Annotated in this window: 17 protein-coding genes; 9 read left to right on the top strand and 8 right to left on the bottom strand. The window is 50.2% G+C overall.

Features of this window, described 5'->3' with window-relative positions; translation table 11 throughout:
- Nucleotides 1-232: 232 nt before the first annotated feature.
- The 8 genes from dnaX to ettA all read left to right on the top strand — a co-directional run bounded on the left by dnaX (nucleotide 233) and on the right by ettA (nucleotide 10398).
- Complete coding sequence (gene dnaX, locus SRBAKS_RS02675) at nucleotides 233-2062, top strand: DNA polymerase III subunit gamma/tau (protein ID WP_229593361.1); 1830 nt, start codon at nucleotides 233-235, stop codon at nucleotides 2060-2062.
- A gap of 24 nt (nucleotides 2063-2086) precedes the next feature.
- The gene (locus tag SRBAKS_RS02670; RefSeq protein ID WP_229593358.1) at nucleotides 2087-2398 is read left to right on the top strand and encodes a YbaB/EbfC family nucleoid-associated protein; all 312 of its coding nucleotides are present in this window, start codon (nucleotides 2087-2089) and stop codon (nucleotides 2396-2398) included.
- Between the two features lie 155 nt (nucleotides 2399-2553).
- The gene (gene recR / locus SRBAKS_RS02665; protein WP_229593355.1) at nucleotides 2554-3159 is read left to right on the top strand and encodes a recombination mediator RecR; all 606 of its coding nucleotides are present in this window, start codon (nucleotides 2554-2556) and stop codon (nucleotides 3157-3159) included.
- A 15-nt stretch (nucleotides 3160-3174) separates the two neighbouring features.
- Nucleotides 3175-5385, top strand: a complete 2211-nt coding sequence (gene recD2 / locus SRBAKS_RS02660; RefSeq protein ID WP_229593353.1) for an SF1B family DNA helicase RecD2 — start codon at nucleotides 3175-3177, stop codon at nucleotides 5383-5385.
- Nucleotides 5386-5571: 186 nt separating this feature from the next.
- Nucleotides 5572-6078 carry a ferritin gene (locus tag SRBAKS_RS02655; RefSeq protein WP_229593350.1) on the top strand — a complete coding sequence of 169 codons (507 nt, stop codon included), beginning with the start codon at nucleotides 5572-5574 and terminating at the stop codon, nucleotides 6076-6078.
- Between the two features lie 69 nt (nucleotides 6079-6147).
- Entirely contained in the window at nucleotides 6148-7836 is a 1689-nt protein-coding gene (locus SRBAKS_RS02650; RefSeq protein WP_229593348.1) for a 2-oxoacid:acceptor oxidoreductase subunit alpha, read from the top strand.
- Nucleotides 7837-7851: 15 nt separating this feature from the next.
- On the top strand, nucleotides 7852-8682 hold the full coding sequence (locus tag SRBAKS_RS02645) for a 2-oxoacid:ferredoxin oxidoreductase subunit beta (protein WP_229593346.1): 831 nt from the start codon (nucleotides 7852-7854) through the stop codon (nucleotides 8680-8682).
- A 33-nt stretch (nucleotides 8683-8715) separates the two neighbouring features.
- The gene (ettA, locus tag SRBAKS_RS02640) at nucleotides 8716-10398 is read left to right on the top strand and encodes an energy-dependent translational throttle protein EttA (RefSeq protein WP_229593344.1); all 1683 of its coding nucleotides are present in this window, start codon (nucleotides 8716-8718) and stop codon (nucleotides 10396-10398) included.
- A gap of 15 nt (nucleotides 10399-10413) precedes the next feature.
- On the opposite strand, the gene SRBAKS_RS02635 is transcribed toward ettA, so the two are convergent.
- From SRBAKS_RS02635 to SRBAKS_RS02615, 5 genes are all read right to left on the bottom strand, one after another.
- Entirely contained in the window at nucleotides 10414-12654 is a 2241-nt protein-coding gene (locus tag SRBAKS_RS02635; protein ID WP_229593342.1) for a GGDEF domain-containing protein, read from the bottom strand.
- A gap of 249 nt (nucleotides 12655-12903) precedes the next feature.
- Nucleotides 12904-15150, bottom strand: coding sequence for a carboxyl transferase domain-containing protein (locus SRBAKS_RS02630; protein WP_229593340.1), 2247 nt, complete (start codon nucleotides 15148-15150; stop codon nucleotides 12904-12906).
- Between the two features lie 4 nt (nucleotides 15151-15154).
- The gene (locus tag SRBAKS_RS02625; protein WP_229593338.1) at nucleotides 15155-16573 is read right to left on the bottom strand and encodes a biotin carboxylase N-terminal domain-containing protein; all 1419 of its coding nucleotides are present in this window, start codon (nucleotides 16571-16573) and stop codon (nucleotides 15155-15157) included.
- Between the two features lie 332 nt (nucleotides 16574-16905).
- On the bottom strand, nucleotides 16906-19128 hold the full coding sequence (locus SRBAKS_RS02620) for a CHASE2 domain-containing protein (RefSeq protein ID WP_229593336.1): 2223 nt from the start codon (nucleotides 19126-19128) through the stop codon (nucleotides 16906-16908).
- A 181-nt stretch (nucleotides 19129-19309) separates the two neighbouring features.
- Nucleotides 19310-20035 (bottom strand): sulfite exporter TauE/SafE family protein, encoded by a 726-nt coding sequence (locus SRBAKS_RS02615; RefSeq protein ID WP_229593334.1) that lies wholly within the window; start codon nucleotides 20033-20035, stop codon nucleotides 19310-19312.
- 159 nt (nucleotides 20036-20194) lie between these two features.
- Here SRBAKS_RS02615 and SRBAKS_RS02610 point away from each other — a divergent pair, with 159 nt between their 5' ends.
- A complete protein-coding gene (locus SRBAKS_RS02610) occupies nucleotides 20195-20374 on the top strand; it encodes a ferredoxin (protein ID WP_229593331.1) in 180 nt (59 codons plus the stop codon).
- A 115-nt stretch (nucleotides 20375-20489) separates the two neighbouring features.
- Here the strand turns inward: SRBAKS_RS02610 and SRBAKS_RS02605 are convergent, their stop codons facing one another.
- From SRBAKS_RS02605 to SRBAKS_RS02595, 3 genes are all read right to left on the bottom strand, one after another.
- Nucleotides 20490-20942 carry a DUF1499 domain-containing protein gene (locus SRBAKS_RS02605; protein ID WP_229593328.1) on the bottom strand — a complete coding sequence of 151 codons (453 nt, stop codon included), beginning with the start codon at nucleotides 20940-20942 and terminating at the stop codon, nucleotides 20490-20492.
- Nucleotides 20943-21003: 61 nt separating this feature from the next.
- A complete protein-coding gene (locus SRBAKS_RS02600) occupies nucleotides 21004-21888 on the bottom strand; it encodes a DMT family transporter (RefSeq protein ID WP_229593325.1) in 885 nt (294 codons plus the stop codon).
- A gap of 13 nt (nucleotides 21889-21901) precedes the next feature.
- Nucleotides 21902-22234: an MGMT family protein gene (locus SRBAKS_RS02595; protein WP_229596894.1), complete on the bottom strand. Its 333-nt coding sequence runs from the start codon at nucleotides 22232-22234 to the stop codon at nucleotides 21902-21904.
- Nucleotides 22235-22328: the final 94 nt, after the last annotated feature.

Below are 22328 nucleotides of genomic sequence, written 5' to 3'. Positions count from 1 at the left end.
TCACGCCGACACATGGACACAACCGTGTGTCGGCGTTCCTTTTTCCGATGCATGCATCTCGTTGCAATATGAATCGTCCTCCATTTCCGCTAAAAGATCTTGATAGAATCTCTAGAAAGTCGGTCCATCATCTGATACTAATGGATAAATCAGGCGCTGGATGTCGGGTTTTCCCGTATTTATTCTGTATTTTCAGTCAACTAGATCTTGCGCCCAAGCTCCAGGCGAACACATGAGCACATCCAATCTTACTGCCAAGTATCGTCCTCAGACCTTTGGGGATGTGGCCGGTCAGCAGGCCGTCAAATCCATCCTTTCCAGAGCCGCGGCTCAGGACAAGATTGCCCCTGCCTATCTTTTTTCCGGTACGCGCGGTGTGGGAAAGACCACCATTGCCCGCATCTTTGCCAAGGCATTGAACTGTGTGGAGGCGCCCACCGCGGAACCGTGCAACAAATGCGCAAACTGCAAGCAGATAACCGCGGGCGTGGCCGTGGACGTCATCGAGATTGACGGCGCATCCAATCGCGGTATTGATGATGCCCGACGTTTGAAAGAGGACATCGGGTACGCTCCTGTTGAGTGTCGGTATAAAGTGTTCATCATTGATGAAGCGCACATGCTCACCAAGGAAGCGTTCAATGCGCTGCTGAAGACCCTTGAGGAACCGCCGCCGCGCGCCGTCTTCATCATGGCAACTACAGAGCATCACAAATTTCCGGCTACCATCATCAGTCGGTGCCAGCACTATACATTTAAAATGCTGCCTCAGGGTGAGCTGGTGACACACCTTGAGAAACTCATGCATGCCGAAGAGCTCCAATACGAACCTGGAGCACTCCAGATCATCGCCAAACGCGGCGCGGGAAGTGTGCGCGATTCCATGTCGCTTCTCGGGCAGGCGTTGGCCATGGGCGAAGATGTACTCAAGGAATCGGATGTACGTGGATTTCTCGGATTGGCGGGGCAGGACGTCTTTTTCGGTCTTATGGAAGCCATGGAGTCACGCAATCTGGTCGCTGTAGGGCAGGTGTTGCGTCAGGTCCTGGATCAGGGACTCGATCTCGGATTTTTCCTGCGGGAGTTGACCAATTGCTGGCGAAACATGTTTCTGCTGAGACAGGCCGGGAAAGAGGCGTTGCCGCTGCTTGGGCTGTCAGGCGAGGAGGCCGCATCCTGGATGGATTGGGCCGGACGATTTGAAGCCGCTCATATTCATGCCTGCTGGCAGATGACGTTGGATGGTCAGCGTAAGGTCATGACCAGTCTTGAACCGGCGTTGGCTTTGGAACTCCTGTTACTCAATTTGACCAGTCTGCCGGACCTGATCAATCTTGAAACCATGACCGCCAATGTGCCCGGTGGGGGCGCGCCCCAGCGTCCTATGGGCGGACAGGGCGGAATGCAGGGAGGACCGAACACCGGCTCCATGCAGGGACAGGGCGGCATGCCTCAGGGCGGACAACGTTTTTCTCCGCACAGTCAGAATCAGCCTGTTCAGCATATTCCTCGGCAGCCCCGTCAGACAACACCGCAGTCATCAGCACCACCACCGCCTCGACAGTCGGATCCCGCTCCTGTTGAAGCGGAACCTGAGCCTGTCGCTCCATCCGAGGCAGCGCCCATGACTGAGTCTGCCGCACCGCCGGTTCAGCCCGTGGGGCAGCCAGTGGACAGACAACCGGTTGGCGCTTCGCTATCCGGCCCAAAGAATTGGGAGGGATTTCTCCGGTTCGTGGAAGAGCGTAATGGGCAGGCTGGTGTCAAGGTGAGCATGCTCCATTTGGCTGATGGCGAATTCAAGCAGAATAGATTGGAGATTACCTGCAAGTCCAAAACAATGTGCTCTCGATTGTTGGAAAAACAGATTTTTACAGCACTTGAGGAGCTGGCGCGGGAATTTTTTGATGAAGGGGTTGAAGTCCGTGTGGAAACAGGCGATATCGTTGTTCCCAAATCGGATAGGCAACTCATGGAAGAAGCGGAGAACCATCCTGGCGTGAATAAGATCATGGAGTCTTTCAGCGCCCAGATGATTTCTGTGAGTCCCAGAAAACACTAAAGAAAAGAAGACGAGGGAAGTATAATGAAAGGTATGAACGAAATGGTCCGTCAGGCCCAGATCATGCAGCGTAAAATGACCGAAGCGCAGGATGCACTCAAGGAACAGACCGTTGAGGCGTCCAGTGGTGGCGGCATGGTCACCGTCAAGGTTACCGGTCAGCAGGAAGTGGTCGATGTGGTCATTGAAGCATCCGTCATGGAAGCAGGTGATGTGGAAATGCTCCAGGATCTGATCATGACCGCCACCAATGAGGCGCTCAAGAAATCCAAGGACATGATGGAAGAAGCCATGAAAGGTGTGACCGGCGGCATGTCCATTCCCGGCATGTTCTAGAGACGGTCATTACCGACCAGCCTCGCCGAATTATTTCGAAGCAATCAAACCTGTGTGCAGAAAATCAGCACCGAGGTTTTGATTGCTTCGTTTATCATGTCGATGAATATGTGGATATTCATTGTAGTGTAATTGACTGAACCTGAGGAGTCTTGTTGCAAAATCTCCCTGCACCACTTCGAGAAGTGGTCGACCAACTTTCCAGTCTGCCGGGTATCGGCCCCAAGTCCGCTCTTCGCATCGCGTTGACATTGCTCAAGATGCCTCGTGAACGGGCTGGGGGCGTGGGGCAGTCTATCATCGATCTTCGTGAACGGCTCTGCCTGTGCGAGGACTGCGCCTGCCTGGCCGAGTCCAGCCCTTGTGCCATTTGCAGTGATCCTTCCCGCGATACGGATCAGCTCTGTCTGGTCCCGGAGTGGGATGCGCTGTTGGCCATGGAAGAAATGGGCATCTATCGTGGCAAGTACCTTGTCCTTGGTGGCTTATTGTCCCCGCTTGATGGCGTTGACCCGGGACATCTGGAGATTGAACGTTTGAGACGTCGTCTGTCTTCAGGCGAGATTTCCGAGATGATCCTGGCATTGGGAGCAACTCTCGATGCGGAAGCCACGGCTTCTTATATAAAGAATATGGTGGCGAACGAGTTTTCCGAAGTGTCGGTAAGCCGTCTGGCTCAGGGGATTCCTATCGGTGCGGAAGTCAAGTTTATGGACAAGGAAACGCTCAAGCAGTCCCTGGTTCACCGGCAAAAGGTTTAGGTTCAAAGTCCACTTATGAGTGACAATCAACTCCTCTACCTACAGGGCGCGGAAGTCCAGAATGTTGTCTATCACAACAAGGAGAATGGCTACGCCATTGCTCGTGTCAAGGTGAAGGATGAACCCGGACAAACCACGATCGTGGGTATTCTGGGCGAACTTTCAGCCGGGGCGACACTTGATCTCAACGGCAAATGGGTCACTCATGCCAAATTTGGTCGACAGTTTGAAGTTGCGACCTTTGAACAGTCCCGTCCTGCCACGGAAAACGGGGTCATCAAGTTTCTTCAATCCTCAATCAAGGGCGTCGGGGAAAAGACCGCTGCTGTCATCGTGGAGGAGTTTGGTGTTGAGGTGCTGGATATTCTGGATGATGACCCGGAACAGCTGCTCAAAATTCGTGGTATCTCAAAGAAGAAGCTGAAAGAGATAATTGAATCATGGGGGCGCCAGCGGGAGATAAAAAATCTGCTGGTCTTTCTTCAGACCCATAATGTCGCCACGACGTTTGCCGGAAAGATATTTCATTTGTACGGGGCGCAGGCTGAAAGCAAATTGCGGGAGAATCCCTACGATCTCGCCTATGAAATCAGGGGAGTAGGGTTCAAGACCGCTGATCAGATGGCCATGAAGCTCGGGTTTGCCCCAGACTGCGCACAGCGTCTGGAAGCGGCGCTGGCCTACACGTTGCTCACTGGGTGCGAACGGAGCGGGCACCTGTTTATTTCTAAGCCCAAGCTGTTGGAAGATGTGGCCCGTATGCTCGACACGTCTGATTTCGACAAGCTTGAGCTCGCTCTCTACGGATTGGAAGAAAAAAAACGTATTCGCATCGAGGATTTGTCTGCGCAAGGTATCTCCGAAGCTGTTTATCTGATATATTTTTTTCATTTCGAGAACGAGACCACTCAACGACTTTACCAATTGGTCAGCCATCCCACCCCCATCAGTCGAAAAAAAATCGACAAGACATTGCCACGAGTGGAAGAAAAACTCGGGTTTGTGCTGTCTGACGAACAGCGTGAAGCCGTGTTCGAGGCGTGCTCTAACAAGGTCTTCATCATAACCGGTGGTCCTGGGACGGGTAAGACCACAATTACCAAGGCGATCATGCTGACTCTCAAGGAGTTGGGGCTTCAGATCAAACAGGCTGCACCCACGGGGCGAGCCGCAAAACGCATGACCGAGGCTACCGGGCATCCGGCAAAGACCGTGCACCGCCTGTTGCAATACCAACCCGATGGCGGATTTCACTATTGTGAAGACCAGAAACTCAAGGCTGACGTGCTGGTAGTGGACGAGGCCAGCATGGTTGATGCCCAGCTGTTTGTCGCTATTTTGCGCGCATTGCCGCATACCTGTCGTTTGATTCTGGTAGGGGATGTCAACCAGTTGCCGAGTGTGGGGCCGGGTAACGTGCTTGGGGATCTCATAAATTCACACAAAATTCCGTGCGCGGTCCTGACACATATTTTTCGTCAGGCGCAGGAAAGCTTTATTGTCGTGAACGCGCACCGTGTGAATTCAGGTCAATTTCCTCGTCAACATCCCTGCCAGGCACCGGAGGCCGATTTTTTCTGGATACCGCAGGAAGACTCGATCAAGGTTCAGAAGCTCATTCTAGACTCCGTCTGCGAGCGCATACCGCAACGGTATAACCTTGATCCCCTGAGGGATATCCAGGTACTGACCCCCATGCACAAGGGTGATGTCGGTACGCAGGCATTGAATGTGGCGCTCCAGGCACGGCTCAATCCGCCCGGCCCCGGAGTGCGTGAAGTTAAACGTAAATTTGCCACATTCAGAGAAGGTGATCGCGTCATTCAACTCAAGAACAATTATGACAAGGAGGTGTTCAACGGAGACCTCGGCTGGATTGTCGAAGTGGACACAGAGGATCATGAGTTGTTTGTCGAGTTTGACGGGAACCACGTGCATTTTGAATCCAGTGATCTGGATGAACTTGGTTTGGCCTATGCCGTCAGTGTCCATAAATCACAGGGCAGTGAATACAAGGCTGTGGTCATGCCTGTGGTCACCCAGCATTTCCTTCTCTTGCAGCGCAACCTGATCTATACCGGGTTGACTCGTGCTCGTGAGCTGGCTGTTCTGATAGGTTCGGAGCGAGCCTTCAAGATTGGCTTGAACAATGCCACGGCAGGAAAGCGCAATACGCATCTGGCTTATCGGCTTCAAGCCATCTTTGATGAGAACAGACTCAAATAGTGCTTCCTGAAACAGGAGCTTTGAGCACATTCGTCGTCGCAAATTCTTGCAAATGAAATGAAAAAATGATGCATTGCGTCTAGTCATGAGTTTTATGATGATTATCATTTAAGCTGACCATATTCCGAGAGAGTATGCAGAATATTTACTGTAACAAAACATCAACCCATAGGGAGAGTCGCGATTATGCTTAGTGAAAAGATGGAAGCTGCACTCAATGAGCAGATGAATTGGGAAATTTTTTCGGCACATATTTATCTGTCCATGTGCTCTCACTTTGCACAGGAAGGCCTTGGCGGTTTCAGCGCATGGATGAATGCGCAGTATCAGGAAGAGATGTTCCATGCCATGAAGTTCTTCGCCTACATCAATGAAGCTGGCGGTCATGCAAAGATCGGTCAGATCGATGCACCTGATTATATCTGGGAAACACCTCTGGCTGCATTCGAAGAGGCGCTGGCTCATGAGCAGGGTGTAACCGCCCGTATCAATGCTTTGGCCGATCTCGCCGTGGAAGAGAAGAATCATGCTGTCGGCATCTTTTTGCAATGGTTCATTGGAGAGCAGGTTGAAGAGGAAGATACCGTTGGCGATATCGTCGGCAAATTGAAAATGCTTGGCGATGGCGGTGGCATGTTCATGCTGGACCGAGACCTTGGCACCCGCGTGTTCACTCCTCCGACAGACGCTTAACACATTCATTCATCTGGCCGGAGAGGATTCCCTCTCCGGCTTTTTCTTGTCGGCAACAAAGGGGTTTGCATGTCAGATTCAAGTATGAATATTGTTATTGGCGGGGCCGCAGGTCAGGGATTGGCGACGATCGGACGCCTTCTCTCCAAAGGCGTTACCCGTTCAGGTTACCACCTGTTGGTCAACCAGAAGTATATGTCTCGAGTGCGGGGCGGGCATAACACCTATGCCATTCGCGTGGGCACAGAGCCCTTGTTCGGCCCGGTCGAATCAATGGATATTCTGGTTGCGCTCAACAAGGAGAGCCTTGAACTACACAAGGATATGCTGACCCCGGGGGGCATTGTCGTAGCGGGCGATGATATTGAGACCTCTGATTTCAATGCGTTGCGTATTCCGTTCAAAGAGCTGGCTCCAAAACCGCTCTTTTACAATGTCGTCGCCCTTGGTATCCTTGGTGCTTTGATCTGTCATGATCTTTCGATTCTGGAACAGTTGCTTTCTGAGACCTTTGCCAAAAAAGGGGAAGAAATTGTTCAAGCCAACATTGAGGTTTTGCGCAAATCCTATGCATGGGTTGCAGCTCAGACGTATGATTTTTCGTGTATCGCACCTCCTCATGAGAATGTGCCAGCACGGATGATGATGAACGGCAACGAGGCGATCGCAATGGGGGCTTTGGCCGCCGGATGCAATTTCGTGTCGTTTTACCCCATGACTCCGGCAACCACAGTTGCACTTACTCTCATTCAGAAGGGTGCACCGCTGGGGCTTCAATATGAGCAGGTGGAAGATGAAATTGCTGCTGTAAACATGGGACTGGGCGCATCCTTTGCCGGCGCACGCGCCATGGTGACCACATCGGGCGGTGGGTTTTCGCTGATGGTTGAAGGCGTTAGCTTGGCCGGTGTTTCCGAAACGCCACTTGTCTGTGCCGTGGTGCAGCGTCCCGGTCCTGCCACCGGGATGGCGACACGTACCGAGCAGGGCGACCTGAATCTTGTGTTGAATGCCGGTCATGGAGAGTTCCCACGCGCCGTGTTCGCTCCGGCTGATCCGGTGGAGTGTTTTTATCTCACTCACCGGGCTTTTGATCTGGCTGAAACATACCAGACCCCGGTTTTCATTCTTTCTGACCAATATCTTTCCGATTCATATCGCGCGGTGGAACCCTTTGATATCGATGCCATGCCCAAGACCGCCCGGCCCATGCTGGAGGCCGACGAGAAGACGTATAAGCGGTACGCGCTGACTGACGACGGTATTTCTCCGCGTTTGGTTCCTGGGTTTTCCAAGGCTCTTGTGCGGGCGGATTCGCATGAACATGCCGAAGATTCCACCATCACCGAGGACGGCCTCAATCGAGTGTTGCAGAATTCCAAACGATTGAGCAAACAGTTCGGCCTTGAGGATGAGGTCATTGACCCTGATTATTATGGTGAAGAGGGGGCTGATATCCTGCTCTTGTGCTGGGGCTCTTCTCTTGGCGCGTGTTTGGATGCCATGGAAGCGGCCTCCTTTGAAAAATCCATTGCCGTGCTGCACTTCAAGCAGCTCTTTCCTCTTCTGGAAGAACAGTTCATGGACTTCCTCGAAGAAGCGGGAACAGTAGTTGCGGTGGAAGGAAATGCCACCGGTCAGTTTGCACGGCTCGTGGCTCAGGAGACCGGGTTTATGGTGCGGGAGTACATCCTGCGATTTGATGGTCGTCCGATGACGTCGGAGTATGTCTTGCGTGGCCTGGAAAATATCATTTAGATCAGGGAGATAATTATGGTTTCCATCGAAGAATATGGCGAATTCGAGACCTCATGGTGCCCTGGTTGTGGTAACTTTTCCATCGTCAAGAGTTTGAAAACGGCATTGACGGAGTTGGATATTCCACCGCATGAACTCATGGTTTCATCGGGTATTGGTCAGGCGGCGAAGATGCCGCATTATATGAACTGCCACATGTTCAACGGATTGCATGGAAGGTCATTGCCCATGGCACAGGGAATGAAGATTGCGAACCCTGAAATGACTGTTGTGTGCGTTTCTGGTGACGGATGCAGCTACGGAGAGGGCGGCAATCACTTTCTGGCCGCTATCAGACGTAATCTCGATATCACACTGTTGGTGCATAACAACCAGATTTACGGGTTGACCAAAGGACAGGCCAGCCCTACAACGGCGCGCGGACAGGTGACAAAGGCCCAGCCTGATGGTTCCCGCTCCGAAGCGTTCAATCCCGTGGCCACTGCGGTTTCCATGAAAGCGGGTTTTGTTGCTCGGGCTTTTTCCGGTGAGCCTGAACACCTTGTTTCCGTTATCAAGGAAGCGGTGAATCACAAGGGGTTTTCCATGGTTGATATTTTGCAGCCCTGTGTTTCCTTCAACAAGGTGAACACGTTTTCCTGGTATCAGGAACGAACGTATTTTTTGAAAGATCACGATCCGCAGAACTGGCTGGCGGCTATGGCGAAAAGTGAAGAATTTGGTGAAAGCATTCCCCTTGGTGTGCTGTACGAGAATGATCGGTTCCCATTTGTCCTTGGTGAGAAATTGGCCGTCCATGAATATGACAATAACGATTTGAAAGCGGTGTTGCAGTCCTATCTTTAAAGTAGGGCGGATAAACACGGCTGTGAGGTATGTATGAGCGTCGAGTCTGAAAAGATAATCTATTCTATGTACAAGGTGACCAAGCGTCACGGACAGCGGGAAGTGCTGAAGAACGTTTCGCTTTCCTATTTTTATGGCGCCAAGATTGGTGTTCTCGGTCTCAACGGATCGGGTAAATCCTCTTTGCTCAGAATTCTGGCAGGCGTGGACACGGAATTCGAGGGTGAAATTCAGGTCAAGGATGGGTTTTCCATCGGGTACCTCGAACAGGAACCATTGGTCGACGATAATCGCACCGTGCGCGAGGTGGTCGAAGAAGGTGTTGGGGAAATCATGGATATTATCCGTGAATACAATGCCATCAACGAGAAGTTTGCCGAACCCATGGAAGCGGACGAAATGGATGCGCTCATCGAGCGTCAGGGCAAGGTGCAGGAGCAGATGGATGCCAAGGGAGCCTGGGATATTGATTCCAAGCTTGAAATGGCCATGGATTCCCTGCGTTGTCCTCCCGGTGATACCAAAGTTTCCGTGATCTCCGGTGGTGAAAGACGCCGTGTCGCTTTATGCCGTCTGTTGTTGCAGTCTCCGGACATTCTGTTGCTGGACGAACCGACCAACCATCTTGATGCGGACTCCGTGGCTTGGCTGGAACGGTTCCTGTCTTCATTCCCCGGCACGGTTATCGCCGTTACCCATGACAGATACTTTCTTGATAATGTGGCTGGTTGGATTCTGGAGCTTGATCGTGGGCGCGGGATCCCCTGGAAGGGCAATTACTCTTCCTGGCTGGATCAAAAACAGAATCGCCTTGCGAAGGAAGGCAAGCAGGAAGCGGATCGTCAGAAGACGTTGCAGCGTGAATTGGAATGGATTCGTATGTCCCCCAAAGGACGTCGTGCAAAAAGCAAGGCCCGTATCAACGCCTATGAATCCATGGTCAGCCATGAGAGCGCGCAATTTGCCGATGACCTGCAGATTTACATTCCGCCGGGACCGCATCTTGGCAAGCAGGTCATTGTCGCAGAGAATGTCACCAAATCCATGGGTGACAAGTTGCTTATGGAAGATGTGAATTTCATCATTCCCCCCAATGCTATCGTCGGTATTATCGGCCCCAACGGAGCGGGTAAGTCCACGCTGTGCAAGATGATTGTCGGCGACGAACAGCCGGATTCTGGCACCATGACAGTGGGAGCTACCGTAGAGCTTGCTTACGCCGATCAGAACAGAGGGTCGCTGACGCCGGGCAAAACCGTATACGAAATTATCAGTGGCGGAAATGAATTCGTGAAGCTGGGTGAACGTGAAGTCAATGCTCGCGCTTACTGCTCTCGGTTCAATTTTGCAGGTCAGGATCAGCAGAAGAAAGTGGATGTCCTTTCCGGTGGTGAGCGGAACCGTGTGCATATGGCCCAGATGCTCAAATCCGGTGCCAACGTCCTGCTTCTTGATGAACCGACCAATGACCTTGATGTGAATACCATGCGCGCCCTTGAGGATGGTCTGGAAAACTTCGCAGGGTGTGTGCTGGTTATCAGCCATGATCGTTGGTTCCTTGATCGTATCGCCACCCACATAATTGCTTTTGAAGGCGATTCCAAGGTGGTCATGGTCGAGGGCAACTTCAATGACTATGATGCAGACAGGAAAAAACGGTTGGGTTCGGATGCTGATCAGCCCCACAAGCTCAAGTTCCGCAAACTGACCAGATAGGTCTGCCCCCATTGATCAGGGACGTTTGTTTTTTGATTGAATAAGCTCTTCGCTGCCAACGGCCGGTCTCCGGTCGATGGCAACGGAGTTGCCGGGGATGGATTTTGCGTATTTCTTGATGTGAGCCGCTCGTTCGCCGATCTCCATAAGTGAGCATTTGCCGAAGATTTCAATGACACCGAGTGAAATGGTCACAAGCGGATAATTTCGTTCCTTGCCATCTCGTCCCTTGGCCTTTATCCATCCTCGTTCTCGATCCTCCGCACAATAGCAGTTGTTGACCAATCGTCCGAAACATCGAGCGATGGATTTGCAAATCTTGGGGACTGAATCGGCCGTGGTGATGAGGACGAAATCATCCCCGCCGATATGGCAGAGACGGGCCTCCTTCGGGGCATGTTTGCGTGTTGCCCAGCTCATGATATCGGCCGCCAGTTTGATGATACGATCGCCATTCTTGAATCCATAGGTGTCGTTGAACACCTTGAAATGGTCCAGATCGCCATAAATAATACTGAAAGATTTGTGTTGTTTGATGCGGTTTTCCACTTCCTGCTCAATGGCCACGTTGCCTGGTAGGCCGGTGAGAGGGTTGGTTCCCTTGGCCATTTCCACCTGGATTTTCGCCAGGGCATTCAGCAGACATTGGACAGTAACCACACCGTAGAGCAGACCTTTTCTGGTCACGATGATATCGTCGTATGCCTTGAATGGTTCTCGTTTCATGGCTGTGTGCGCAGCCTGCTCAACCGGCGTATCGAAATCCACCACAAGCGGGTTGTCATCCATGATCGATTCCACTGAACGCTTGTGATAAAGGGCGATGCCATATTGGGATGAGAGCTGTCGGTTGAGCTGGTATTCCATGATCAGCCCTTTGGGAAGGTTCTTCTGAGTAACAACGATGTTGCTGAATGTGTTGTTCTTTTTGAAGAAGTTTTGGGCTTGTGAGACAAGGAAGTCCGGCTCAACAGCATGCGGAGCCTGTGCGATTTCACCTACTGGCTGTGAACAGGTGATGGCATTTGAAAAATCACTGATAGGTCTGAGGTCGAGGCAGTCCGGGCTGACGGACGGTTTCGGAGCTGCTGGTTTTGCAAGGAAAAATCCTTGTCCGCAGTGGACTCCGATATCCTTGAGACAGAGCGCCTGGTCCTTGCACTCGATGCCTTCTCCTATGATACGAGAACCTATTTTGTCGGCAAAAGTGGCTGTGGTTTCAACCAATGCCCGTTTGACCGGGTCCTTGTGGATATCAATAATCAGTGATTTATCAATCTTGATGTAGTCGGGCTGCAGTTCCGCTATGAGTGCCAGCCCCGCATACCCCGCGCCCGCATCGTCAACAGCAATTTGAAATCCCTGGCTTCGATAATGCTCAAGAGTCCGATAGAAAAGGTCGAAGTCCTGGACACTGTGTTGTTCCGTGATTTCAAAGACGATGTTGTCTGGAGTCAGGTTTGCCTGTTCCATCAGTCGCATGGTGTTGCCGGGGGTGAAAGACGGATCCCCCATGGTTTTGGGGTGGATGTTCAAAAAGAGCTTCTGGCCCTCTGTAAGTTTCCCGACATTGGAAATGGCGGCTTCTCTACAGAGCTTCTCCAACGCAAAAAGACGGCCCAGTTCTTCGGCTGTTTCAAAGAGCATGACAGGCGAACGGAAGGACGATCCCTCGGGGCCCCGTGCCAGCGCCTCCCACCCAAGAATCGTATCAGAACGAAAATCCAGTATGGGCTGATAATGAGCTGTGACCCATCCCTGCGTAAGGATGGTGTTAAAACGGCTTGTGATGGAGAGTTCGTTCATGTTGAGCGGGCGGCTTTCCATGCGCCGTGCTTCTTGCAGAGCATGAACGATGAGTGTGTCAAAACTGTCTGTTTTGGTATGGGGGATCAGAGCAAACCCCATACCGAGGTCTATGCCGAGCCCAGTATGGCGAAGCATGGTCCGTTCCATGTCATTTTGCGCCTGAATCTTGTATTCGTATGCCGTGTCTGCCGGGTTATTGTCCTGGGGAACGAGGAACGCTGTTATGCCAGGACCAACGTGTTGAATGTGTGTCTGTTTTGTCCTGTTTTTAGCTGCTGTTTGCGTCAGTGACTGCTTCAGTTCTTTTTCCAACAGGTCAACAAAACTTTGCCCGTACATTTCGCGAAGAGTGTAGTAGTCCCGAATAGTGATAAGTACCAGGGTTTGCGTTAGCGTTGTTCCCACACGAAATTGCGCATGAAGGTGTTTAGGGAGTTCCTGGTGCATATAAGGCTCTTCTTGCTCTATTTTTTGCTTGAATAGTCGTAGTGGCATGGGCATCCTCTGTGTTTTTTAACATTGGTGTGTAGCCGTATGTCGATGATTTTTATACCCATTGCTCTTGTAGATGTATCCTTTTACATTTTGTGACTGAAGAATTGTTACTGTGCTGTGACAGCGGTGAAAATCTTTGGTGGCAAAAAAAAGGGCAGTTCCTGGTAGGAACTGCCCTTGATAAGTGCATTTATATATCTTCTAACGGTAGTAGAGGTTTCTGCCACCAATAGTCAGGAAAGACTGGTGCAGGTTCTTGCGGATATCCTTGCGGCTCCACACGCCTTGAATATGCCCTCTGGAAAGGGCTTTGAAGGAGTTGTGGTAATCCGGGGGTATCTCGATGCCGGTCGTCTCTTTAATGACGCCAGGGCCGGCAAAACCCAGTCTGGAGGAGCGAACTGCATACTGGTAGGGGGAGCAGCCAAGGAAGGATGCAACCGGGCCAGCATAGGAATTGGTATCGTACAGGACGATGTAGAGTCCACCTTCCTCAATATATTTGCGCACGGCCATGGTGACGCGAGGCATCTGGATCAGGCCGTTTACGCCTTCCTGAATACGGATACCGGCTGTACCATGGATGTACGCGAGGAAAGGCTGATGTTTGGTCTGGGCCAATTCCAGTGCGCGGATGAACTTTTCACCCTCGGCTGCGCCCACGGAACCGCCTCTGAAGTTGGCGATAAGGGTGGCGCAGGTCAGGCGAATACCTTCAAGCGAGGCGTTGAAGGTCATGCAGCTGGATTGCAACCCGGTTTTATCCTTGGCGGCCTGTACGCGTTCCTCGAAGTTCGGAAAGCCTGTCGGGTTACCGGAGGCGATGTCGTGATTGAATTCACGGACAGAGCCTTCATCAAAAACATTATGAAGATACCACTGATATTCCATGGGAAAGTTGTATCCACAATGCGGGCAAACTCCGGCAAAATCAGTAAAGAGGTCTCTGGCCCAGATGTCGAGACAGCCTCTTTTTTGGGAGTGGGGGCAGGAAATCTCACGATCGATGAGCGCCTGAGGGGATTTATACCCGCCATTGGTCGGCACGGCGACTTCGATCGGTTCAGCTTCAGACAGCCCCGTGAGTTCCATCTCTTTTTGTTTTTCATCACTGGATGTGATGCCGACACTTTTCAGCATGTTGCCGAAAAAGCCGCTGATCTTGGCTGTAATCACATGCGTTTCGTCCCTGACTTCCTCTATGATACGACCAATGCGCTGTTTAAAAGGCTTGATCAGTCCATAGAGAATGAGACCGGTTGTGGAAGAGACGATGCCGGAACTGGTGGCATAGAGCTTTTCCATAACGGGACGGTTGTCTTTGAAGGCATGTTGAGCCAGCTTGCGGTACTTCTTGAAACGGCGCGCAACAAGGCGTTCTCTGGCTTTTTCGTTGAGAGACCAGCGAACGATGACATCAGTATTTTTTTTGAAATGGCGTATGGCCATGGCGCGGAAGAGACGGATGCCGCGAACAGAGAGTGTGACCTCATCTGTGGCGCGAATGATCTGCTCTCTAACCTGCTTGTAGAAATCAAAGTGATCTGCGCGGGCACCTAATGGCGGTTCTTCGATTATTTCATCGATATAGCCATTTGCCAGGTTGTCCTGGGCTGTAATCTTTTGAGCCATGGCGCATGACTCGATCAGCTCGGTCGGTGCGCGCTGTGAGCCGCGAATACGGCCTTCAATGGCCGCGGCTCCCTCAGGAGAAATAACGGAATAGTATCCGTGGGACAGCATCAGTCGTTTGTCCGCCATGCCGATGGCTTCGGCACCACCGGAACCGCCTTCAGAGAAAATGGCGATGATGGGCACATCAAGGCCGGACATCTCGTAGATATTTTCTGCGATCTGTTGGGCTGCTCCTGGAAAATCTTCGACAGGATAGGAGCCCGGCGTATTCACATAGGCATGAATGGGAATCTGTTCAAGCGCGGCGACTTTCATGTATTTCAGCGCCTTGCTGTTTCCCCATGGCTTGATGGAACCACCGTTACGAAACTCTTCGCCGTGGCCTTTCTCCTGCCCGACCACCATGACAGGCTGGTGGATGACCTTTTTGCCGCGATGACGAGTGATATATGCACGCGCAATGAGCATGCCGGGGTCAATGGAGTGTTCGTCCTGACCGCCGATTTCCGTGTAGTTGTCGTAGACATTCTCGAGAATGTCCTTGAGGCAGGCACGTTGGGGGTGACGGACAATGCGAACCTTGTCCATGGCCGTAAGTTGTGCGTCTATGGCTGATTCCATGGTGGTGAGTCGCTTGTCCAGCGAGTTCACTGCCCGGATGGCCTGATCCTCGGGAAGGTCCTTGTTCGTTATTGTGAACTCACTGATTTCCTTGGCAAAGGCGTCCAGTTCAGGACGGGCCTTATTACCCAGAATGTCTCGAGCATAGTTGACCCGAGCCAGGAGCTCTTCCATTTTTTTTTCAATATTCATAATATTAGAATTGCAGCAGGTTTTCGGTTTTCTCGATGAGGAATGGGATGTTTGATTTCATGCCCGCACCGCTCGAATCGGAACCGTTGAGTTTGAGATCCTTCAAAAACTCGAGGCCGCGTTCTTTGGCTTCCTTCAAATCTTTGCCCCAGATGATTGCCAGGGCCAGGTTGGGATCGTATTCAGTGGGAATCTGATAGGTTCGTGTTGTGGGAACATGCGTATGCATGGAGATCCAGTCACGCTGTTTCCACTTGAGTTCTTCGATCTTGCCTACCCACGGAGTAAAACCGGATTCGGTATCTTCGGCAATGAGTCTGTACTCGATACCGACACCGTCAAAGGTTACGTTGTCCTGAGTGTAGCCCAGGTCTTCACCCAGACCGATACGAATCTGTTCGCGGATCAGATTGACGTCCCTGTTGCCCTTGGTCGTGGCTATGCGGGCCGACACGCCATTTTCCACTTGGATGCGAGTATTGACTTCCATGAGGAATGGTTCGCCGTTCGGAGTGACGATCCACTCCCATGTTCCAACGTTGTCGTATTTGATCTCACGAGCGATAGAGAGAGAGTAGCCGGTAATGTCGTCCATCAATTTCTGGGCGTCAAAAGTGTATTGGAGATCCTGAGGCCAGAAGCCGGGAGCCACTTCGATACGCTTTTGCAGGCCGGGGCTCTGAACCGAACAGTTGCGGGTACCGAAATGCACGGGGTTAATGCCGGTGCGGTCGGATGCGATCTGAACTTCCAGATGGTTGAAATTGAAGACTCGCTGTTCGATGAGAACGCCTTCATCATTGAAGGTACGCAGGGAGTAATTGCGAATGCGGCGATAGGTCTGCCGGAAGCGGGCCATGTCTTCGCACTCGTCAATTCCCATGCCGCCGCCGCCAGCTGAGGCTTTGACCAGAACGACGGGGCGATTGATCCCCATTTTGACCTGGAAATCGAAGAGGGACTGGGCAATGGCTTCAGCTTCCAATTCATCATAGATAGCTCTGTCGGAGCCGGGGACGGTAGGAACGCCGAGGCTTCTGGCGAGTCGTTTGGTATTGATCTTGTCACCCAGATCGCGAATGACCTCCCAGGAAGGGCCGATGAAGGTCATGGCCCTGTCTCTTTCTGTCACCCGCCGGGCAAAACGATAGTTTTCAGAAAAGAATCCGTATCCCGGATGAATGGCGGTGGCTTCTGATTCATCAGCCACGGACAGGATATCTCCTGCGTCCAGATAGTTGTGAATTTTATAGAGGGACTTGGCGCCACCAAGTCGTTTGGCGACATCAATATGCCCGGACTGGGCATCTTCATCAGTATACAGGGCAACGAACGGCAGACCAAGGTCTGAGCAGGCCTCCATGATTCGGATGGCGATTTCGCCCCTGTTTGCAATAAGAACTTTGTTTCCGTTAATGCTCACGGTGATATAATCTCTATTTATAGGTGCAGTTTGAAGCTGATTTTAATAGCCCTTCTTCACACTTCTTGCAAATCTTTTGGGCTTACGTATGACTAGTAATTACAGTTGGTTAAGCTGAAACAGTCGTTTTAATTTACGAAACTGTTGTTTACTAAACAAAGTTTAGAAAAGCCTTAACTCACTGCGGATATATAGAACTGGCACCAATTAATCTCTTGCATGCTTCAAAGAGGCAAGGAAGTCTGTGCGTCTATTCTTCTTTACTTGAGTCAAAGAATTATATGTTGTTTGGAATGGTTTTCAGATTGTTATATCTGTCTTTCAATTTATCGTTATTTGGTTTTGTGGACAAAAACACCGTCCCAGTCATTGTCTGGCGGATTCTGTATAAGTAGCTCACAACGTTCAATGTACAGATCGTATAGTAAGGGCTCGACATTTTTTTGCTGTAACTCGACAAAGAGAGCTTTGGCTTCATTGAAGTTCTGGTTGAGATATGCTGCATGCGCTTTTTCATATAATTCCAATTCTTCCATGCGGCTTTTGGCTTGTTCCAGAGGGTAGGCGGTATAGATCGTCACAGGGAGTTTCTTTCCCTTAACGCGCACATTATCCAAAATACGAAAATAGTAGTTGTCTCCGCACGCGTCTTTGATTGTCTGACTGACTATCAGTTTCTGACCGTAATATTTTGTCAAACCTTCCAACCTTGAGGCAAGGTTCACATTGTCACCGATGAGGGTGTAGTCGAACAGGTCCGCTGATCCCATGTTGCCTACCCTGACCGGGCCTGAATGAATGCCGATACCCACTGCAATAGTAAATCCGTACTTATGAAGAAATAGTTCATTCAGCTCTTCAAGCTTTATCTGCTGGGCGAGGGCGGCATTCAAGGCACATTCCTGATGATTTTCAACATCGAGCGGCGCGTTCCAGAAGGCCATGACCGCATCGCCGATGAATTTATCCAGGGTGCCGTCATGGTTCGTGATGATTCGCGTCATAGGGGTCAGGTAATCGTGAAGGAGGTTGGTGACCTGCGTTGGAGACAACTTCTCGGACAACGAAGTGAAGCTGCGGACATCCGAGAATTGGATCGTGATATCTTTTTCCTGACCTTCCAATGTCAGTGAATCCGGGTCATCCATGATTTGACCGATAACTGAGGGGGCAAGGTAATGAGCGAATGCGCCATGAATGAATTTCTTGGCATTTTCCTCGCGCCAGAATTTAATCAGTGTCAGCAGCGTGAAGTTCACTGCCAGGGTGAGATAGGAGTAGAGGGGGGAGATAAAGTACCCCTGTTCCTTGTAGAGATATGCCGACCCGGCAAACATGGCGAATGCCATGCCAACCAAGGGGACGATCATCCATGTTGCTCTGGCCCACATGAGAAGAAGCGTTGTTGTGATTCCGGCTAGTATCAACCCCATAAACTCCATGCCGGTAGCCCAGTCAGGGAGCACCAGAAATTGGCGCGAAAGGATGTTGTCAATGAGTGTTGCGTGGACTTCCACGCCAGGATAACTCGGATCAAGTGGAGTGGCACGCATATCCTTGAGGCCGGAGGCCGATGTCCCGATAAACGCTATCTTGCCTTGCAGTGCCCCCATGGGCAGCCTTTTTTTCAGGATGTCAGAGGCGCTGAAGTATTCGAATTTTCCGGTCGGGCCACGGTAGTTGATGAGGATACGACCATTCTTGTCCGTAGGGATGATGGTTTTGTTGAACCGAATGGATTCGACTCCTTGTGACCGCATTCTGATAGTAATATTCTCGACGCCCGTGGCTTGCATCAGAGCTGCCATGGCAAGACTGGGGTAGAGTTTTCTGTGCCAGACATAGAGAAGGGGGACTCTCCGGTAGACTGAGTCAGGGTCTGGAAATGTTGTAATGAAGCCAGTGTGTTTGACGGATTTTGCGAGTACGGGCAAAGGGCAGATTGCCGCTTCGGCCGTTGGTAGAGCGTCATACATGGATATGGCATCTTTGGTAGAATGCACTGCGATTTTGGCTGGTTTCACGAAACAGCCACGATTCAATGCCCTTACGGAATCACTTGTAATCGTGGGTATAAAGTTCATTCCGAGTACAAATGGTCCGGTTTTGAGATTGGCCCCAAGTAAAACGTCATTGTCCTGATAGGCTGCCGGAAGCCCTGAGTATTTGAAGTCGAGCCCTAATTCTTTTTTAAAAGAATCCTGAACCGTGATCGGAGATGTCCTGTCTGGTTCGGAAAAAATGATATCAGAAGCAACGGAAACAGCCCCATACGCCTGGCTGTATTTCATGAGTTTGGCTACTTGATAGCGGGGCCAAGGCCATTGTCCTATTTCTGCCAGACTCTTCTCATCAATGTCTATAATAACAGGAACATGGGTTGCTACAGGTTGGTGATATTCTTTTAAATATTGATCATAAATTTTGAGGTTGAGTAACTGAAGAAAGTGGGGGTGTTGGTTATAGATCAGCGCTATGAAAAAAGTGGCAGCAAGGCCGGATGCCAAAAGGATGAGCTGATCTTTTTTGAAAGCATTTTTTATGAAGGCAAGCATATGGATTTCTTCTGGTTGATGATTCTCGTTACGCCGAGTCAGAGGGATACAATATCACTGAATCTGTTTTTTTCGAATGATAGTATACGTGAATAAAAAATACAAGAAATGTAAATGTATTACCGTAAGTTAAACAGTTGAGAGCTGAAGTTGTCTGAAGAACAGGTGGAGTATTTACGTATTATTGGATGTTCCTGTATATCAGTATGCCTCCAAGAATAAGGACGAGTATCAAGGCAATATTTCGATATCCATGGTCTGAGATGCGTGTATAGGCAAAGGTACCCAGCAGTGTGCCTCCGATTAGTGCTGGAAAGGTTGTCATGAAATGGTACAGAACTGTTTTGGTAATTAAGCCCGTGTATGCATGTGTAGCAACGATAGCCCAGGCCGAGATGGTAAAATAGGCTGCCAGGGTGGCCTTTGACCGGTCTTTTGACCACGGTTGAATGGTCGAATAAATGATGACGGGAGGACCTCCAGCGCCGATGCTTCCACCCAAAACGCCTGAAGAAAATCCTGCAATACAGGCCACTGTATGGCCTAGCTCTCTGGTCTTTGGTTTTAGGAGCAATTGGTAGATTGTGAAGAGCACCATTATTACGCCGAGTCCTATAGAAAGTGTCGAAGCTGAAAGTAGTTTGAGAACATACACTCCCAGTACAATTCCCGGAATGGTGGCAGCCATGAGTATGCCGATTGTTTTTGCATGGATATGGCTACGGAGTTGCCAACTGAGGGTCATGCTGATGAAAACGGCCAATAAGACGATCAGTGGGACATTTGTCTTTATATCTATGAAAAAACCAAGAAGAGGTAACGCTATCAGGCCGAACCCAAAACCTGTCAGACCCTGGATGAATGCGGCGAGAAGAACAATGGAGATGATGCTAATTGTATCAAACATAATGATTTTTTACAGCTTTATCGTGTGTCTGCCAATATGTAATGGTGTCAAAGAGTGATATGAATAAAAAGTGTTGCTACTAAATTGTTAAGCGGGCTATAAAAAAAGTAACTGTTGGTTTTTTCGACATATAGATAAAGTTATTCAGGAGGTTGCATTATGGTAATTGTTGTTGATCAGGATGAATGCATAGGGTGTGAGTCCTGTGTGGAGCTGTGCCCGGACGTTTTTGAAATGGACGCGGATGGGGAGAAGGCTCTAGTTATTGCAGAAGATTCTGACGCGGATTGTGTCAATGAAGCCATTGAGACATGCCCCACTGAGGCGATCTCGAAATAGATTGATTTGGCTTTTAAAAAAAAAGACCGCAAAGAATGCGGTCTTTTTTTTGACTATGGGGTATCTCTGAAGCAAGTGTGCAGCCTATTGCTCCCTGAGTATAGAGTACTTTCCGTTAGTGCATTTGCGAAAAGATCTGACGCAATTCTTCCAGGCGTTCACGATTACCCTCAAAATCGAAAAGATCACCACGCGACATGGCGTGGATTTGAATGACGTGGGCGTCCTTGTCATAATAGAATTCGGCATCATCCATGGTGCGCATGATAGTGCTCCGAAATTCCGCTCTCAGGTAATTGCCTTCAACAGCGATCACTTTGCTCCCAAAGATGGATTCGATGGATCTGGTCAGATCGACCATGACGATATCGGTTTCGCCTTGCGCAGCAAATGGTTCGATCCTGAATTCCTCATTGGGTGATTGCGAGGAAATACAATCATCATTTTTCTCCATGCAGGCTGCAAATACGCCATCCTTGTAACCGAGGTCAGGGGCTTTGCTGCTACAGGCGAAAAGACCAGTAAGGGAAACTGTACACACTATGAATATGAGAATGAAATGTTTCATGAGGAGAGCCTATTGTAAAATGGATTTTGTTTGCAACTAGTTTATCAAATCATACGTCATGTTAACGGGGGCGAGTTGCCATGACAACCCCCATGAAGATCAGTACGAAACCCACTCCATGTGCAACGGTAACGGGTTGTCCAAGAAGAAAGTAGGATCCTATGCCGCTGAATACAGGGAGAAAATATTGAAATAACGATGACGTTCCGGGGCCAATATACATGACAGCATAATTCCACAAGAAAAAGGCCACCAGAGACGCGCCGATACCTATATACAGGGTCGCGCCAATTATCGCCGGCGTTAAAGACCATGCCGGATAGAACGGCTGCTCGATGATTGCAGCTGGTATGAGTGGTATGGCCCCAACCAGAAATACGGTTCCAAGATAGGAATACTGGCTGATAGTCTTGGGCTTTTTCTTGACCAGAATGGAGTACACGGCCCAAAGGAAACCGGCCAGGAGCATCCAGATGTCTCCAATCCGAAATGTAAGATTCAACAGGACGTCCAGGTGGCCTCGTGTGGCGATTGTCAGCATGCCGCTTATGGCTATGAGCAGGCCGATGGAGCGAAACAGTGTGATTGTTTCGCCGAGAAAAATTCTTGCCAGAATAACCACAAAGACCGGAGTCGTGGAGGCGAACAGTGCCATGTTGACGGTGTCTGTTGTCTGTGCGCTCACATACACCAGAGTATTGAACATGGTCACACCTGTTATGGCTGCAACCAGCAGAGAGAACCAGTGCTCGCGCAACGCTTTCCTTTCTCTTAACATCGACTTGATGGAAAAGGGCAGGAAGACCACAGCGGCCGTTATCCATCTGAGCGTTGCCAGCGTTATGGGTGGAATTGAGTCAACTATCCCGCTGGCGATGACAAAATTGCCGGACCAAATGATTACAGCGAGCAGGGCAAAGAATAATCCGAGGGGTCTCTTGTTCATGGTGAGGTCATGGTTAAAGGGTGGGGGGCTTACAATTCGTTATGTCCGGCTTCCATTGAAAGCGTTGGAGATCAATTTTATCGTTGTGATCAAAGATAATACCTTCGCTTTCCAATAATGCTTTTTGCTCTTCATATCCTTGAAAAGCGCTCAAAGAGATTTCTCCTTTCTTGTTGATCACACGGTGCCAGGGAAGGCTTTCCTTTTTGCTGTATATATGCAGGATTCTGACTACCTGTCGCGCTGCACTACTCCCGGCCATGGCAGCAATACTGCCATAGGTCGATACCGTCCCCCTTAGGATGGATCGGATAAGTTCTACAACGGAATGTGTGAACGGTAACATGGACATGGTTTTGGATAGGCCTTTGAATGAACGTTGTCCAATAAATAAAGGCAGCTCTGTGATTCTGTTGCGTTATGAAGCGCAGCGTTATTTT

Origin of the sequence: Pseudodesulfovibrio sediminis, assembly GCF_020886695.1 — a bacterium.
Taxonomy (GTDB): Bacteria; Desulfobacterota; Desulfovibrionia; order Desulfovibrionales; family Desulfovibrionaceae; genus Pseudodesulfovibrio; species Pseudodesulfovibrio sediminis.
The sequence above is the reverse complement of the archived record's forward strand: the minus strand, read 5'-3'. Positions and strand labels throughout refer to the sequence as shown.